This window comes from Winogradskyella rapida (assembly GCF_042675845.1).
Classification (GTDB): Bacteria; Bacteroidota; Bacteroidia; order Flavobacteriales; family Flavobacteriaceae; genus Winogradskyella; species Winogradskyella rapida.
In genome coordinates this window covers 748,809-766,419 of the sequence record NZ_JBHTKM010000063.1, presented here as the reverse complement: position 1 = coordinate 766,419, position 17,611 = coordinate 748,809, and the positions used below count along the sequence as shown (strand labels likewise).

Below are 17,611 nucleotides of genomic sequence, written 5' to 3'. Positions count from 1 at the left end.
ATATAAACAACAACACATGAAAATTAAACACCTTACCGCTATTGTTGCGTTTTTAATGACCCCCCTTGTTTTTTGTCAAGATAAACAAATAACTTTAGAAGAGATATGGAGCGGACAATTTAGAACTGAAGGCATGCAAGCCTTGCACTCAATGGCGAATGGGAAACAGTATTCAGTGTTAAATTTTAATAGACAAAATAGAACATCTACCATAGATATCTACGATTACGTAACCTTAGAAAAAGTGAAAACCTTAGTGTCTTCAGCAGATATTGCTGAGATTCAAGGTTTTTTTGATTATAAGTTTAATAGCGATGAGTCTAAACTGATATTAACAACACAGTCGCAACCTGTTTTTAGACGTTCTACATTAGGAGAATATTACATTTACGATATTGCCACAAAGAAGGTCACTAAAGTTTCCGATCAGTTGGTACAAGAGCCAACGCTTTCTCCAGATGGAACCAAGATTGCCTACGGTTTTGAAAATAACCTTTATGTAAAGGATTTAACAAGCGGAACGGTAGAACAAATTACCACTGATGGTGAAAAAAATAAAATCATCAACGGTATTACGGACTGGGTTTATGAAGAGGAATTTAGTTTTGTAAGAGCTTTTGATTGGAGTGCCGATAGTCAACAAATTGCCTTTATTCGATTTGATGAAACAGATGTTCCAGAATTCTCAATGGATGTCTATGGTTCTGAGCTCTATCCTACACAACACGTTTTTAAATATCCTAAAGCTGGTGAGGCCAATTCTAAAGTGTCCTTACACCTTTACAATGTAACGTCTAAAAAACTTGAAGAGTTAAAAGTAGATAAAACTTATAAGGATTTCTATATTCCTAGATTAGAGTGGACCAATGAGGCTAACGTTTTAAGTGTTCAGTATATGAATCGTCATCAAAACGAATTAGACTTATGGATGTTTGACACCAAAACTATGGACGCTAAAAAAGTCTTGGCAGAAAAAGATAAGGCTTATATCGATGTGACGTTCAACTTAACTTTCCTAAAAGATAATAGTTTTATTTGGACAAGTGAGTTAGATGGCTTTAACCATATTTATCACTATAACAAAGATGGGAAACTGATCAATCAAGTGACCACAGGAGATTGGGAGGTTACAGATTACTACGGATTTAATGAAAAAGCCAATACTATTTATTTCCAGTCTACTGAAAATGGATCGATAAATCGTGATGTATATAGTATTAAATTGAATGGGAAAAACAAAAAACGTTTAACCCAAAAAACGGGAACGAACAGTGCTTCATTTAGTGCCGATTTCACCTATTTTATCAATACTTTTTCTAATGCAAGCACGCCACAACAATACACTTTGCATAAAGCAAAAACAGGCGAGTTATTAAAAAAGATTATAGACAATAAAGCCTTAGCTGAGAAGTTACAAGACTATACGATTTCTGAAAAGGAATTCAGTACCATTTCAGTTAATGGTAATGCTCTTAATATGTGGACCATTAAACCTAAGGATTTTGATGCGACAAAGCAGTATCCTTTATTTATGTATCAGTATTCAGGACCAGGATCGCAACAAGTGGCTAACCGTTGGAATGGTGCCAATGATTATTGGTATCAAATGCTAGCCCAAGAAGGCTATATTGTGGTTTGTATAGATGGAAGAGGAACCGGTTTTAAAGGTGCCGATTTTAAGAAAGTGACGCAAAACGAATTAGGAAAATATGAAGTTGAAGATCAAATTGAAGCTGCAAAACAATTAGGGGAACGCGATTATATAGATGCGTCTCGTATTGGTATTTGGGGTTGGAGTTTTGGTGGCTTTATGAGTAGTAATGCCTTGTTTAAAGGAAATGATGTGTTTAAAATGGCCATCGCAGTAGCTCCTGTAACAAGCTGGAGATTTTATGATTCTATATACACGGAACGTTACATGACAACACCTCAGGAGAATGCAAGTGGTTATGATGATAACTCTCCAATTAATCATGTAGATAAATTAAAAGGAGACTTTCTACTGATTCACGGTTCTGGTGATGATAACGTACATGTGCAAAATACAATGCGCATGGTAGAAGCCCTTATTCAGGCAGATAAGCAATTTGAATGGATGATTTACCCTGATAAAAATCACGGAATCTACGGAGGAAATACAAGATTACATTTATATAAGAAGATGACGAATTTTATTCATAGCACTTTAGGAGATTCTTCTAAAGCGTCTAAAAACTAATCCGCTTATCATTAACAAAATAACTAACTAAGATTACTATTTATGTCAACAGCAACTAAAGTCGTGCATCACAAGGAAATTCTGGGGCACCCAATAGGTTTATTTATTCTGTTTTTTACAGAAATGTGGGAGCGCTTCTCGTATTATGGAATGCGTGGAATATTAGTGTTGTATATGGCAACTTCCGCTACAGCTATCGATCCAGGTTTAGGCTGGTCTAATAAAGATGCGATCTGGCTTTACGGTTGGTACACCATGTTGGTGTATGTCGCTTCTATTCCAGGAGGATGGATTGCAGATAAATTTTTAGGACAGAAAAAAACCGTAATGTTTGGTGGTCTGTTACTCTGTATTGGACATGGTGTTTTAGCCATACCTCAAAGTTGGGCCTTTTTTACAGGTTTAGCCTTAATTATTTTAGGTGTTGGGGGATTAAAACCTAACATTTCTACCATGGTTGGTGGTTTATATAAAGAAGGAGATATTAGACGCGATAGTGGTTTTACTATTTTCTATATCGGTATTAATGTTGGGGCCTTTTTAGCCAGTATTACTGTGGGCTTAGTGGCTTACTATTACGGTTGGCACTATGGATTTGGTCTAGCAGGTATAGGAATGTTACTAGGGCAGATTGTATTTATTTGGGGACAACGCTTTTTAAAAGGTGTTGGTGAGTTTACCGGTGGTAGTGAAGCTACAGAAGAAGAACGTCTAGCAGCAAAACGTCCGTTAACTAAGATTGAAAAAGATAGAGTGGTTGTTTTATTAATCTCTTTCTTAATCGTAGTGGTCTTTTGGGGCGCCTTTGAACAAGCTGGTGGATTAATGAACCTTTATACAGATGCCAAGGTTGATAGACATATTGGATTAAGTTGGTTAGAAGAAATTCCGGCAGCAGTATTCCAATCTTTAAACGCAGGTTACATCATTATCTTTGGTACTATTATCGGTAGTTTCTGGATCTGGTGGAAAAAGAGTGGTAGAGAATCGTCTTCATTATTTAAAATGGCGATAGGAACAATTATCATGGGACTTGGTTATGTGTTTATGATGTTTGCCTCTCAAGAAGCAAGTTCTGAAACGTTTGGAAAAGCAGCAATGTTTTGGATTTTCTTAGCGTATTTATTCCACACTATAGGAGAGCTATGTACTTCTCCTGTATCCTTATCGTTTATTACCAAATTGGCCCCATTAAAATACGCTTCTATAATGATGGGTGTTTATTTTGCGGCAACAGGTTTTGGAAATAAATTGGCCGGAACTATTGGGGAATCTTCGCAGTTAGAATCTTTCAATGGAGAAATGGTGGTGAGCAAACAAGAGGTTTTACCTTATATTTCAAAAGAAACCTTTAAAATTAAGGATGCTAATAATAAGGTTGTAGATACAACGGCTTACCCAATTAATGAGGATAAAAATTTCACTATAAAATCTACAGTATATCCTGAAAACGGAACGGTTGTATTTAAGGATTTTGAAACCGGTAAGAACTTAAATAGTTTATTTGAATTAGCTCAAGGCGGCGATTCAAAATCACACCAACTTTTAGAAATCTTAAAAGAAAATAACGTAACAGAAGCCAATCCTTATCATGCACGTTTGGTTTTTGAAAAGGATAAAGATAAAGCTCAAATTATCGAGAATAAAGGTGATGGAAAAGATTACGGGGTGTCTTTCGTTTTAGAGGAAGAACAAAGTGAACAAGAGTATGCAACCTTTATGTGGTTAACTATTTTTACCGTAGCCTTTGGATTACTATTGTTATTATTCTTGAAGAAATTGAAGAAGTTAACGCATGGTGCTGAAGATAATGAGCATGAAATCTTAGAACAAGAACCATACGAATTAGCAAATACAGAACTAAATAACTAAATAAATTTTTAAATACTTCATTACTAAGGCCCTTACGTTGTATAGCTACTGCGTAAGGGTTTTAGTCTACTAACTAAATTAATTATTTTATGAATACAGACATAGAAAACCTGTTTAAAGACAAGGTCCTGGGGCATCCTGCGGGGCTTTTTGTACTATTTTTTACTGAAATGTGGGAGCGTTTTTCATTTTATGGAATGCGTGTATTATTAGTTAATTTCTTAACCATGGCCGCCATTGGGTATAACCCGGGGTGGGAATGGACAGTAGAGAATGCTGGGGCTCTCTTTGGGACCTACGCCATGCTACTTTACATTACACCAATTATTGGGGGATGGCTTGCCGATAAATACACAGGGTATCGCAATGCCGTAATTATTGGGTCTTTAATTATGACGGCAGGGCATGCTTCTATGGCTATTGAAACAGAGTTTTCATTGTACTTTGGTTTATTCCTTTTAGTTATTGGTACCGGATTCTTTAAGCCTACCATGACGTCTATCATTTCGGATATGTACAAGAAAAATCCTGAGAAGAAAGATGGAGCCTATACCATTTATTATATGGGGGTAAACGCCGGGGCCTTCTTCGGAATGATGTTATGTGGGTACTTAGCTGAAAAAGTAGGTTGGGCCTACGGATTTGGTTTAGCAGGTGTGTTTATGCTGCTTGGTACTATTCAGTTTTGGTTATCTGGTCCGTTATTTGGAAAGATTGGTGCTAAACCCGCAAAAGCTATTGAGGTTGATACGGTAGAAGCGTCGACTTCTGAAGCGCCTAAAGTGGCTGTTGAAGATGAGGAAGAACGTCCAAATCCATTTACAACGTTAGATAAAGTTTTAATTATTATATCTTCTGTGATCGGATTGGGTTACGCAATTAACGATCCAATGTCTAAAATTGCAGGGATTGACATGTTCTCTTTCTTTCAAATTGGTGATTTTGAAGGACAGTATACCGCAGTATTATTTGCATTAGTGTTATTCTTAATTCTTGTTATTGGTCGTATTTTACGATATACAGCCGTGGTGAGAGATCGTATGATTGCCTTTATCATCTTTGCCTTTTTTACGGTGTTCTTTTGGATGTCTTTTGAGCAAGGCGCTTCGTCTTTAGTGATTTTTGCTAGAGATAATGTAGATCGAATGTTAAGCGGAAGTGCGGCAACAATTTTCAACGTTATTAACACCTTACTAACAGTGATTCCTTTAATTATCATTTCTTATGTTTTGGTGATTTTATGGAAGAAAACATTTACAAAGATTCCAGGGTCTAATATTGTATTGGTTATTTGTTTCTTGTTCATGTGGGGTATTGTAGGTTGGATGTTAAATAGAGATTTTAATACCGTAGCTTACGATGTTACATATTCTGCCATTAAAACAGCAGATGTTGATGCTTCAGGAAAACAAAAAGTAGACGCGGATGGTAAATTGCAATTTCTATATATTCCGGTTTCAGAAAATACAAAGGTTGATGCGAACCATGAAATCGTAACACGTACAACATCTATTGCAGAGCCGTTAACGTTTAATGTTGGTGATAAACTTCATATTGCACCAAAAAATAATGATGGTACAGAGTTCGGATTTTTAGATGCCGAACGCTTAGAAGCCACTAAAGAACAAGCGGTAATTTTAAACCGTGATAATGGGGTGGTAGCAGCAACTGTAACCCATGTTAGAGATAAGGAAGTAGAAATTACGGTATCGTGGTTTAGCATCTTAAACTCATTCTTTATTATTGTTTTTGCCTCTTTCTTTTCTAAATGGTGGGAGAGTAAATACAATCCAAGTGCGGCTACTAAATACGCTTTAGGTTTAAGTATTATGGGGCTCGGATTTGGTTTACTTGCCTTTGGTGCCGCTGGTATTGTAGATGGTGTAAAAGTGAGTATGATTTGGCTAATATTAGCCTATCTATTCCATACCCTTGGAGAGTTATGTCTGTCTCCGGTTGGACTGTCTTATGTAAGTAAGTTGGTTCCTGGGCGTATGATTGCTCTAATGTTTGGTATGTGGTACCTCGCTATTGCTATTGGTAACAAATTAGCAGCCGTGTTAGGAGGGCAGATTGAGAATATTACTAAAGAATACAGTTTGTCTACATTCTTCTTAATATTTACGATTGTTCCTGTTATTGCGGGCTTATTAATCTTCTTTTTAAACCCTGTTTTAAAGAAATTAATGCACGGTGTACGTTAACATAAACCGTTAAAAATCTATTAAATGCTCCACTTTAGGAGCATTTTTTGTAAGTTCGGATCAAATTTTGCAACACATATAACATGATAAAAAATATATCCTTAACACTCCTTGCTGTTTTTACATTATCGTTTACAGCAATTGCACAAGAAATCGATTGGGTCACTTTAGATGAAGCTTTAGAACTTCAAAAAGAACAACCTAAAAAAATTATTATGGACGTCTATACCAATTGGTGCGGTCCTTGTAAAATGCTCGATAAAAATACCTTTCAAAATCCAGATGTAGCAGCCTATATTAATGAACATTATTATGCTGTAAAGTTTAATGCTGAAGGGAATTCTAAGTTAACCTATAAAGGTCAGGTTTTCGAAAACCCAAGTTACGACCCACAAAAAGCAAACCGACGTAATAGTGCTCACGAATTTTCTCGTTTTTTACAAATTCAAGCCTATCCTACAATGGTGTTTTTTGATGAAGAAGGCGGGTTTATTTCTCCGATTTCGGGGTATTTAAAGCCACAACAATTAGAGTTGTATTTAAAGCTATTTAAGAGCGATAAGCATAAGGAAATGACTTCTCAAGAACAGTTTAATGCTTATTATAAGGCTTTTGAACCTACGTTCAAGGAATAATAGCAGCGCTATTTATAATAAAGGCTCCCTTTTCATTGGTATAATGGAAGGGGATTTTTTTATCCCTACACGTAAGCTTCCATCGTTCTACATAAGTCTTGTAGTTGCTAGCGTCTGCTATAACTAGTTTAGGATTTAGTTGGTCTATAAGTCGGTTTAAGTTCAGTCGTGGCGAATCTCGTAACACAATATAATCAGGCGCGAATGAGAGCTTGTTATAAACTCCTAGACTGTCAATAACAAGTAAGATTTTATCATGGTGTTGATAAACAGGTTGGAGCTTATGGAAGGTGACGTCTTTAATCGCTTCACCTACTTTGTAATTTCGAATTGTTGTATGGTTAGGTTGTTGGTCGGGTTCTAAATTATGATAGACTGCCAAGGTCTGATCCTTTTGCTGGCCAATCACCGTATGCCGACTTTGATTAAAAATGATAAAGGATTCAGTAGGGGATTGTAGGGTTTGATAAAGCGCCTTTGATTGCCCTCCAATTACGAGAACTAAACTAAGGACTACCCATTTGTAACGATAGGTTCTTAGTACTTGAATTATGCTAACCAATAAAGCGTAACACCACACCAATTGGAGTAGAGAAAATGGAATGTCTTTTAATAGAAAACTTTCAAATTGCGCAACCCACGCAATAAATGAATTTAAACAGTCAATAATGAAACTGTAACAGATAACGATCTCATCACTCAAAAGATTTAATAGCGCTAAGGCAATAATGAACATGCCTAAACCAAGTATAAGACCTAAAAATGGAATGATAACAAGGTTAGAAATAAAAAACAAGCCCGGAAACTGATGAAAGTAAAACAAGCTTATAGGTAAAACACCGAGTTGGGCCGCTATAGTAACAGTCATAATCGTCCATAATTTACGAGGAATATAGAATTTTGGAATCCAAAGGGCGTAGAGTTTCGGTTGTAACGCAACAATTCCTAATACAGCCAAATAGCTCATTTGAAAACCTACAGCAAATAGAAAATTCGGTTGAAAGAGAAGGATAAAAAATGCCGAAGTCACAAGGGTATTATAAATATTGGTTCGCCGTTTAAGGTGCATGGCGATACTAATTACACTAAACATGGTGACAGCACGTGTTACGGAGGGTCTTAAGCCCGCAATAATAGCAAAGGACCACAGGATTAGAATTAAAAGAAAAGGTCTTATAAAATGACCGTATTTAAGATAGAGTAGGGGGCTAAATAAAAAATTAAGAAGGTAAAGTAGAATCCCTATATGAAGGCCCGAAACCGCTAGGATATGGATGGTTCCAGAATTGACATAGCTATTGTAAAGTGTTTTATCTATATTCTGACGTTGCCCTAATAGCAAAGCATTCATAATGCTTAAAACATCATCCTTAAAACCTGCCGTAACAAGTTTAGAATTTATGTGTACTCTCAAGGCATCTGCATAGCCGTATAAGGTGCGTTTGGTGTTGGAAAGTGGTAAAAGTTCAGCGGTTTGTAAATAGATTTGATGATGTACATGCTGAAAGGCTAAATATTTACCGTAATCAAATTGATAGGGATTCTTTGGGCTTGCTGTGTTTTGTAATCTTGCTTTAGTTGCAAATACGTCATCAACGTTTATGGGTTTTATAAGCGTGTCTCGACGTATGTTGAGGAGGAGTTGGCCTGTAACCTTATGCGTGTTTAAAGATTTTAAACTTACAATATATTTGTCGTTATAATGGTCAGGTTTTAAGCGGGCTTTAATTTGAAAAACCAGCGTTTCTGGGGTATCCGATGGTTCTAAATGACTATAGTGTGAAGGATGGCGTTTTTCATCTTGAATGTGATAGCTTGTTACTCCTAAACTCAACATACAGCAATAGCTTAGGGTCCCAAAGGTTATAGGGCTATAAATAAGCTTTGAGATGAGAAAATTATAAACCAACAGGCTTAGCGTTAAGCCTATAGATATGTAAAGAATAAGGTCTGTATCTAACGTGAAATAATGCGCTACTAGAATTCCAGTAACCAAACAGAGTGTTAGTTTTATGACGGTGAAATTTAGTAACTTCATATTTCTAAGTTACTAAAAATCCTTATGTTATAATGTTTTTGTGGTTTTTGTTGTCGGAGTTTGTGCTGAAATAAGTGTTTGTGAGGTGTTATAAAACACGGCGGGCTTGCACAAAAGCAAAGTACCAATACCTATCGGCTAATGAAGAAATCATCACCCCTCTACTGGTAGAAGCGTGTATAAATTCTACATTTCCAGTTCTTACATTCGTCACGATACCAACGTGGTTAACATTCCGACTGTTTTTACTAGTCGCAAAAAATACCAAATCACCAACATTGACCTCTTTAACATCAACCCAGTCCCCATAACTTTTGAGTCCAGAAGTAGTTCTTGGGAGACTAATATCATGTTTTTTGTAGCTGGTGTAAATCAACCCCGAGCAATCCATACCTTTTTTTGTTGTTCCTCCATATTTGTAACGTGTACCTTCAAAAGATTGGGCATATTTTACAATGCTTTTAGCTTCAGCAGAAGGTTTAGCAGTGGTGTTAACATTAACACTAGGGGTGTTTCTCGAGTGTTTTGAGGTTGTTTTTTTAGACTTGCAACTGCTTGCAAATAATAGAAGTACAAAAATGGGTATTAAGGTTCTCATAGAAAAGATTGGGATCGTTAAGATTTTATAGAAGAAACAATAAGCTCGGCAGCTTTAGCACTTGCGCCTTGTCCTCCTAATATTTGTTCTAGCTCATAATAATCTAAAAACATCTGGTCGCGTTTTTCAGAATCTAAAATAGCTAATAATTCTTTTTTTAAGCGTTTTTTATTTAAATCGCCTTGAATTAATTCAGTTACAACTTCGCGGTCCATAATAAGATTGACCAAGGAAATGTATTTTAAAGTAATAATCCGCTTCGCAATCTGATAAGAAATAGCATTGGCTTTATAGCAAACCACCTGAGGGACTTTAAATAAGGCCGTTTCTAAAGTGGCCGTCCCAGAAGTGACTAAGGCTGCATAAGATATACTTAAGAGGTCGTAGGTTTTATTAGGAATGAATTTAATGTTCTCTGATTTGATAAAAGGTTTATAGAAGTCGTAGTCCTGACTTGGTGCCCCAGCAATAACAAACTGATAGGTTTTAAAGTCTTCCACTAAACTGAGCATTACCCCTAACATCTTGGTGATTTCTTGTTTACGGCTTCCGGGTAATAAGGCAATGATAGGAAGTTCGCTAAGTTGATTTTCTTTTCTAAACACGGCTTCATTAATTTGAGGCCGATCTGCAATGGCATCAATTAGTGGATGGCCTACAAAGTTGACGTCGTAATTGTAGGTGCTGTAGAAATCCTTTTCAAAAGGAAGAATACAGTACATAGCATCAACATCGCGTTTAATGTTTTCAACTCTACTAGCTCTAGAAGCCCAAACTTGAGGCGAGATGTAATAGTGTGTTTTGAAATTCTGGGTTTTGGCCCATTTTGCAATTCTCAGGTTAAAACCAGAATTATCTATAAAGATGATGACATCAGGGTTGAAAGCTTCTATATCGCTTTTGCAAAACGAAATGAGTCCTAGGATTTTTCTGAGGTTAAAAATAACTTCAGCAAATCCCATAAATTGGCGTTCCTTATAGTGTTTTACTAAGGTGCCACCAACATTTTGCATAAGGTCACCTCCCCAAAATCTTATATCGGCTTGCGGGTCTTTTTTTAGCAAGGCCTTCATAAGATTAGAGCCGTGTAAGTCGCCAGAGGCTTCACCAACGATAATATAGTATTTCATACTAATTTAGAAATTTAATAGCCATCGTAATAATTAACATTAAAATTGTAGAGATTAAAACCCCTTTGGCCCTTTGATCTTTATTCTTCTTTAAAAATAGAAAAAAGACGCCTAAATTTAATGCGGCACCGATACTCATCAGTTTTGTAAAAAAACCTTGATTAATAGAGCGTTCAACGACAAGCCCCCAATCACTTGAATTTCCAAAGATCTGAATCCCGAAAATAAATCCAAATACTGAGGCTACAACTCCAATTAAAAATCCAATTAATATTTCTCTTTTCATATATCTTTTACTTGAGCTTTTTTATTTGTTTAAGGACCATGAATTTAAATGCTGAATGGCGTGATGTGCCGTTAAATCAAACTGAACCGGTACAACAGAAACATAGCCATTTTCAAGAGCCCATTCATCGGTGTCTTCTCCTTTGTCCATATTAACAAATTTACCAGTAAGCCAATAATATTCACGTCCCATCGGGTTGGTGCGCTTGTCAAATTCTTCTTTCCAATTGGCACGGGCTTGTCGGCATACTTTAATACCCTTTATAGCCTCGCTGCTCAATTTAGGTAAATTCACATTTAAAACCACACCGTCAGGTAAACCGTGTTGTAAGACTTGTTCGGTAATGCTTTTTACAAAAGGTTTGCAAGGTTCAAAATCGGCATCCCAATTGTAGTCTAATAACGAAAAGCCAATGGCAGGGATCCCCTCAATACCGGCTTCTACAGCAGCACTCATTGTTCCAGAGTAAATGACATTGATAGACGAGTTAGAGCCATGGTTAATCCCTGAAACACAAATATCCGGACGTCGGTCTAAAATTTCATTAACTGCTAATTTTACACAGTCTACCGGCGTTCCTGAGCAACTGTATTCAGGTTGAGCCCCGTCAATAGTTACTTTTTCCATGTGTAAGGTAGAATTGATGGTAATGGCATGTCCGGTGGCACTTTGCGGACTGTCTGGTGCTACCACAACAACATCACCGAGTTCTTTCATAACAGAAATTAAAGTTCGTACACCAGGCGCTGTAATACCATCATCATTGGTAACTAAAATTAAAGGGCGTTTAGACATCTCTAGACTAATTTTAAATGAATTGTAAAAGTAATAAAAAAGGCGGCGTTTCGTAGCGAATAGGCCGGCTTGTTTAATTCTAGATAATGCGTTTGTAATCTTAAGAAGTTGTATGAGGCTTTAAGTCTAATATTGAAAAATTGAAAGCTGCAGATTTTAGCCTTATAAATTCAATTTCACTGTTAAGTAAAACCTAAAAAAAAGCAATAACAATGCTAATTATGAAATACAAGCGCTATAATATTAGCTTTAACAAAAAAATAGGGTCTCGATTTTTTATGGCATGGTTTTTTCAGCTATTTTAGTGAAAAATTGTTAGCCTACTTCATTCTGTAAAGACATTTTAAGTCGTATTCAAGATCTGTTCTTCGTATATTTAAAATAAGAAATGGGAGTTAGGCAAACCCAATTTACCTTTAATAGACCATAAACAAAGCAAAAAGAAAAATGAAAGGGAAATATAAATTTTTATTGCTGGCATTGCTTATCGCCGTAGCCTCATGCAGTTTTACGAGTAAGAAATTTGAGGATCCAGATAAGGATCGATTATTAATTCAATTAATCACTTATCTACTCGATCAAGGGCATTTTGAGCCAAAAGATATTAATGATAAGTTTTCATCTGAAGTGTTTGATGATTATTTAAATAACCTCGATCCGTTTAAGCGTTATTTTTATGAGTCTGATATAAAAGAATTTGAAGCCTATAGAAATCAAATTGATGATCAGATCAAAGCCTATGATGTTTCGTTTTTCAACCTAACACACGAGCGTTTACTACAACGTATTGCAGAATCTAAGGAAATTTATAAAGGTCTTTTAGAGAAGCCTTTTGATTTTTCTAAGAACGAAACCTATAACGCCGATTACAAAAAACTTACTTATGTAACGAGTAAGCGTGAAATGAAATAGCGTTGGAGAAAGCAATTGAAATTTTCAACCATTGCGAATTACGACGATGCTTTAGCGCAACAAGATTTAGATGCAGATGCCGATGAAAAAGAAAGTACGTTAACTAAAAAGTCTGTAAAAGAACTTGAAGCAGAAGCCAGATTGTCTACTAAAAAATCATTAGATGAGTTGTATGATTATATTGATGATAGACGTCGTAACGATTGGTTTGCAGTTTATATCAATGCCATAGTAGAAGAGTTTGATCCGCATACTTTTTATTTTGCACCTGAAGATAAAGAGCGTTTTGATAGAGATATCTCTGGAAAATTTGAAGGTATTGGCGCACGTTTACAAAAGAAGGTGGATGGTATTATGGTGAATGAGATTATCAGCGGTGGTCCAGCTTGGAGAGCGGACGAATTAGAAGTTGGTGATCAGATTTTAAAAGTGAAGCAAGAAGATGAAGAAGAAGCGGTCAATGTGGTTGGCATGCGTTTAGATGATGCTATTAAGTTTATAAAAGGTCCTAAAGGTACGGTTGTGACGCTAACCTTAAAAAAGGTAGATGGAACGGTAAAGGATATCGATATTAAAAGAGATGTGGTTGAGTTAGAAGAGACTTACGCAAAGTCTTCAATTGTTGAAAAAGAAGGGAAAACCTTCGGAATTATCAACCTGCCAAAGTTCTATATCAGTTTTGAAGATTATAATGAGCGTAATGCTGCTTCAGATATTAAACAAGAGATTATTCGTCTTAAGAAAGAAGGTGTTGAAGGTCTTGTTATGGATTTAAGAAATAACGGTGGTGGATCACTACAAACCGTGGTGGATATTGCAGGTTTATTTATTGAAGAAGGTCCTGTAGTTCAGGTAAAAACAACAGGAGAGGCTAAAGAAGTTTTAAAAGATAAAGACAAGTCAATTCTTTGGGATGGTCCTTTAGTGATATTAGTGAACGAATTGTCGGCTTCAGCCTCTGAAATTTTAGCTGCAGCTATGCAAGATTATAAAAGAGGAATTGTTATTGGAAGCAAGCAAACCTATGGTAAAGGAACTGTGCAAACTGTTATGGATCTTAACCGCATGGTGAAGAATAATACTGCTGGCGATATGGGAGCTTTAAAGTTTACCACTCAAAAGTTTTATAGAATTAATGGCGGCTCTACCCAATTAGAAGGAGTGAAGAGTGATGTTGTGGTGCCAGACCGTTATAGCTATATTGATATCGGAGAAAAAGATCAGGAAAACCCTTTACCATGGGATAAGATTGATGCTGCCGATTATGAGGTGTGGACTGATTATTTTGATTACGACACAACCGTAGCAAAGAGTAAAGCAAGAATGGCAAGTAATGAACAATTAAAACTTATTGATGCGAATGCACAGTGGGTTAAGAAAATTAGAGACCGTGAAGCGTATTCTTTAAATTACGAAACCTATAAAAAGGAAATGGAAATTAATGAAGAAGAGGCGAAACGCTTTTCTAAACTTTCAGAATACCAAACCGATTTAACCTTTACGTCATTACCGTACGAATTGAAATTAATGGATAATGATTCTGTACTTATGGAAAAACGTAACAGATGGCATAAAAGTTTATCTAAAGACGTTTATGTTGAAGAGGCAATTAACGTTCTTAGCGATATAAAAGCAGTTCATGGTCTTGGAGGAAGTATGGCAAACTCAGTAAAGAATTAAAGAATTATAAAAAGGAGTAACTTTGCCTATAACGCAAGTGTTAAAGGTTTAATGTGTTCCTAATTGATATGCTGAATGGCAAAAAAAAATAATTCATTAACAAGCTTAGCGCTTCAGAAGTTCAAAAAGAACTTTTGGGGCGTTTTTAGTTTGCTTATTATTATCAGTATAGGCTTACTGTCTATAGGGGCTTATATTGTGGCGCCAGACCATTCTGAGAATGCCAATCAGATGCACTTATCTATTCATTCTAAAACTCCTGGGTTCGCGGTAGATATGTTAACGATTCCTTCAGGAATAACTTCTAATCAGAATTGGTGGTCTAAACAGTTCTTTGGCGAACACAATACAAGTACTGAAATTCCTATTTCAGCATATCGGGTAGAACAAGATGTTTTGCATTATACGGCTTACGCTTCCGATGGCTTAATGGGAGAGCAAAAAGAAATCGCCTTGTCGCGTTTTCCAAATTCAGATTATAAATCCTTTATAAGTCATAGAACATTCCGCTTTGGTACGGATAAGTATGGAAGGGATTATTTGAGTCGGATTTTAATCGGATCTCGAATTTCATTTTTTATTGGATTTGTGGCGGTCTTTATTTCGCTTTTTGTCGGACTTATTATGGGGAGTTTAGCAGGCTATTACGGAGGGAAGATTGATGCCCTAATTATGTGGATTATAAATATTACCTGGTCAATCCCTACCTTATTATTAGTTATTGCGATTACTTTGGCTTTAGGAAAAGGCTTTTGGCAGGTTTTTATTGCCGTAGGGTTAACCATGTGGGTAGAAGTGGCGAGAGTGGTGCGCGGGCAAATGATTAGCGCCAAAGAAATGCAATATGTTACAGCAGCAAGAGCTTTAGGATATAATGATTATAGAATTATCACAAAACATATACTACCTAATATTTTTGGACCTTTAATCGTCATATCTGCCGCTAATTTTGCAGCAGCGATTTTAATAGAAAGCGGATTGAGTTTTCTGGGGATTGGTGCGCAACCGCCAATGGCAAGTTGGGGAGCTATGATAAAAGATCACTACAATTATATTATTTTAGGTAAACCGTATTTAGCCTTAATACCTGGGTTTTGTATCATGCTGCTCGTTATGGCATTTATGTTAGTGGGTAATGCTTTACGAGATGCTTTGGATGTGAAGACCTAGAGGTTTTATGTTTTAATCTATCCGCTTCTTCTGTTTTTAAGGCTGTTTTAAACGGGGATTCACCTGTTTATGATACACAATTTCACTGAGATACTTTAAGTGGTGCTAATAATCCTTATAGCAGTAATGTGGATGAGGACGTGTCAATTCACTTAAACATTCTACAGCTCAACGCTAATAGGGTTGTAATAAAAAGCGCTTCCTTGCGGGTTTAAAGGATTGCAATACGAGGTTGTCTTATGCTACAACTTCCACTATAGAAGTCGGTAGTAAAGTATTATTTTGTGATAATCTTTTTCTTGTAAGTGAATAGTTTTGTTCAGCGTTTAGGCCCCGCGAAGTTGTTCAATTTCATCGTTAGTAGCACTGATAAAATCTAAAACGTCATCCTTACCAATACTCTTAGAAGAAGAGGTTACAAAATAAGGAGGGAGTTCTTCCCAGAATTTTAAAAGTTCTTGGCAGTAGTCTTCCACATGACGTTCAATAGCCTTTGGCTTTAATTTGTCTGCTTTAGTAAAAATAATACCAAACGGAATCTCACTTTCGCCTAAATATTGCATAAACTCTAAATCTATAGGTTGAGGTTTATGTCTAATATCTACCAAAACAAAAGCAGAAACAAGCTGCTGGCGCTGCTCAAAATAATTGGTAATAAATTGTTGAAATTTTTTCTTTGAAGTTTTTGAAACTCGGGCATAGCCATATCCTGGTAAATCAACTAAATACCACGTGTCATTAATAGCAAAATGATTAATCAGTTGCGTTTTTCCTGGTCGTCCTGAGGTTTTAGCAAGACTTTTACGGTCGGTAAGCATGTTAATCAATGAAGATTTTCCCACATTACTTCGGCCTATAAAAGCGTATTCGGGCATGTTGTTTTTAGGACATTTTGCCACTTCAGAATTACTAACTACAAATTCGGCTGATTTTATTTTCATCTTAAGTTCCTATAAAAGTAGGATCTGTTTTTAATTAAACGTTAAGGATCTTGCACCTTGTTTTAGAGAAGCAATCTCGTTTTTAGAATTGGGGTTGCTAAACGCTTAAAAACCGCGTTTCTCTAGCCATTGTATTAAGATTTTATTGAATTCTTCTGGATGCTCCATCATAGCGGCATGTCCGCATTTGTCAATCCAATATAATTCAGAATCCGGCAAAAGCTCATGAAATTCTTCCGCAACTTCAGGAGGCGTTACATTGTCGTTTTTCCCCCAAATGATACACACAGGTGTAGTCATGTTAGGTAAATCTTTAGCCATATTATGCCTTATGGCACTTTTGGCAATCGCTAAAGTCTTAATAAGTTTATTACGGTCATTTACTGTTTCGTAAACTTCGTCTACAATTTCTTTAGTAGCCACTTCAGGGTCATAAAACACTTCTTGTGCTTTTTTCTTCATAACCTCGTAGTCACTTCTCTTGGTATAGCCTCCGCCCATTGCACTTTCGTACAAGCCAGAGCTCCCCGTAATGATAAGGGCTTTAATTTTTGAAGGGTATAGTTTGGTATGGTACAGGCCAATGTGCCCGCCCAAAGAGTTCCCTAACAAAATAACCTCGTCTAGGCCTTTATATTCAATAAAGTCTTTGAGGTAATTTGCAAAGCTCTTTACGTTGGTCTTTAACAATGACATACTGTAAATAGGTAGTTCTGGGATGATAACCTTGTAGCCCTTAGAACTAAAGTATTTGGTAACGCCATCAAAATTGCTAAGCCCACCCATCAAACCATGCAACACTATAATTGGTTTGCCTTCGCCTACTTCAATATATCTAAATTCCTTTTCTTTTTTTAAAAGGTGTGCCATGTGCAAATTCGTACTTATGTGTTAAAAACAAATATAACTAAATCCTTTAGAATATATATAATCTGCATAAAATATCAGTCTTTTTTTACTAAAGGCTAGTTTCTAATTCGGTGTTAATAATTCCCACCAAATTAATATCTGCTCGCAAGACGAATTTATTGACATTGAACGAATTTTAGACCCCTCAGTGGTAAAACTTATCAACAAATGTGGTAAGATGTGGTAAAAAGTGGTGTTTTTTTCAATATCTTTGAATTTGAAT

The 17,611-nt window shown here is 36.2% G+C and carries 12 protein-coding genes and 1 pseudogene; 6 read left to right on the top strand and 7 right to left on the bottom strand.

Translation table 11 applies throughout. From position 1 onward, the window contains the following. The first annotated feature begins 16 nt into the window (after window positions 1-16). The 4 genes from ACFQ13_RS10805 to ACFQ13_RS10790 all read left to right on the top strand — a co-directional run bounded on the left by ACFQ13_RS10805 (window position 17) and on the right by ACFQ13_RS10790 (window position 6,929). Complete coding sequence (locus tag ACFQ13_RS10805) at window positions 17-2,218, top strand: S9 family peptidase (protein WP_386117184.1); 2,202 nt, start codon at window positions 17-19, stop codon at window positions 2,216-2,218. A gap of 42 nt (window positions 2,219-2,260) precedes the next feature. Next, window positions 2,261-4,090: a peptide MFS transporter gene (locus ACFQ13_RS10800; RefSeq protein ID WP_386117182.1), complete on the top strand. Its 1,830-nt coding sequence runs from the start codon at window positions 2,261-2,263 to the stop codon at window positions 4,088-4,090. An 89-nt stretch (window positions 4,091-4,179) separates the two neighbouring features. Beyond that, window positions 4,180-6,294: a peptide MFS transporter gene (locus tag ACFQ13_RS10795; RefSeq protein WP_386117180.1), complete on the top strand. Its 2,115-nt coding sequence runs from the start codon at window positions 4,180-4,182 to the stop codon at window positions 6,292-6,294. A gap of 83 nt (window positions 6,295-6,377) precedes the next feature. Further along, window positions 6,378-6,929, top strand: a complete 552-nt coding sequence (locus ACFQ13_RS10790) for a thioredoxin family protein (protein WP_386117179.1) — start codon at window positions 6,378-6,380, stop codon at window positions 6,927-6,929. On the opposite strand, the gene ACFQ13_RS10785 is transcribed toward ACFQ13_RS10790, so the two are convergent. From ACFQ13_RS10785 to surE, 5 genes are all read right to left on the bottom strand, one after another. Then, window positions 6,919-8,967: a ComEC/Rec2 family competence protein gene (locus tag ACFQ13_RS10785; protein WP_386117176.1), complete on the bottom strand. Its 2,049-nt coding sequence runs from the start codon at window positions 8,965-8,967 to the stop codon at window positions 6,919-6,921. The genes ACFQ13_RS10790 and ACFQ13_RS10785 overlap by 11 nt on opposite strands. Before the next feature lie 88 nt (window positions 8,968-9,055). Then, window positions 9,056-9,565 carry a C40 family peptidase gene (locus ACFQ13_RS10780; protein WP_386117174.1) on the bottom strand — a complete coding sequence of 170 codons (510 nt, stop codon included), beginning with the start codon at window positions 9,563-9,565 and terminating at the stop codon, window positions 9,056-9,058. 17 nt (window positions 9,566-9,582) lie between these two features. Beyond that, window positions 9,583-10,695, bottom strand: coding sequence for a lipid-A-disaccharide synthase (lpxB, locus tag ACFQ13_RS10775; protein WP_386117171.1), 1,113 nt, complete (start codon window positions 10,693-10,695; stop codon window positions 9,583-9,585). A gap of 1 nt (window position 10,696) precedes the next feature. Next, the gene (locus ACFQ13_RS10770) at window positions 10,697-10,981 is read right to left on the bottom strand and encodes a hypothetical protein (protein ID WP_386117168.1); all 285 of its coding nucleotides are present in this window, start codon (window positions 10,979-10,981) and stop codon (window positions 10,697-10,699) included. Between the two features lie 21 nt (window positions 10,982-11,002). Beyond that, window positions 11,003-11,776 carry a 5'/3'-nucleotidase SurE gene (gene surE, locus ACFQ13_RS10765; protein WP_386117166.1) on the bottom strand — a complete coding sequence of 258 codons (774 nt, stop codon included), beginning with the start codon at window positions 11,774-11,776 and terminating at the stop codon, window positions 11,003-11,005. Between the two features lie 447 nt (window positions 11,777-12,223). Between surE and ACFQ13_RS10760 the strand changes: the two are divergent. Beyond that, window positions 12,224-14,368, top strand: a pseudogene (locus ACFQ13_RS10760) (carboxy terminal-processing peptidase). A 75-nt stretch (window positions 14,369-14,443) separates the two neighbouring features. After that, the gene (locus ACFQ13_RS10755; RefSeq protein WP_386117163.1) at window positions 14,444-15,538 is read left to right on the top strand and encodes an ABC transporter permease; all 1,095 of its coding nucleotides are present in this window, start codon (window positions 14,444-14,446) and stop codon (window positions 15,536-15,538) included. Between the two features lie 326 nt (window positions 15,539-15,864). Here ACFQ13_RS10755 and yihA read toward each other — a convergent pair whose 3' ends face one another. Both yihA and ACFQ13_RS10745 read right to left on the bottom strand, forming a co-directional pair. Then, complete coding sequence (yihA, locus tag ACFQ13_RS10750; RefSeq protein ID WP_386117161.1) at window positions 15,865-16,479, bottom strand: ribosome biogenesis GTP-binding protein YihA/YsxC; 615 nt, start codon at window positions 16,477-16,479, stop codon at window positions 15,865-15,867. Between the two features lie 105 nt (window positions 16,480-16,584). Then, complete coding sequence (locus ACFQ13_RS10745; RefSeq protein WP_114310701.1) at window positions 16,585-17,349, bottom strand: alpha/beta fold hydrolase; 765 nt, start codon at window positions 17,347-17,349, stop codon at window positions 16,585-16,587. Window positions 17,350-17,611: the final 262 nt, after the last annotated feature.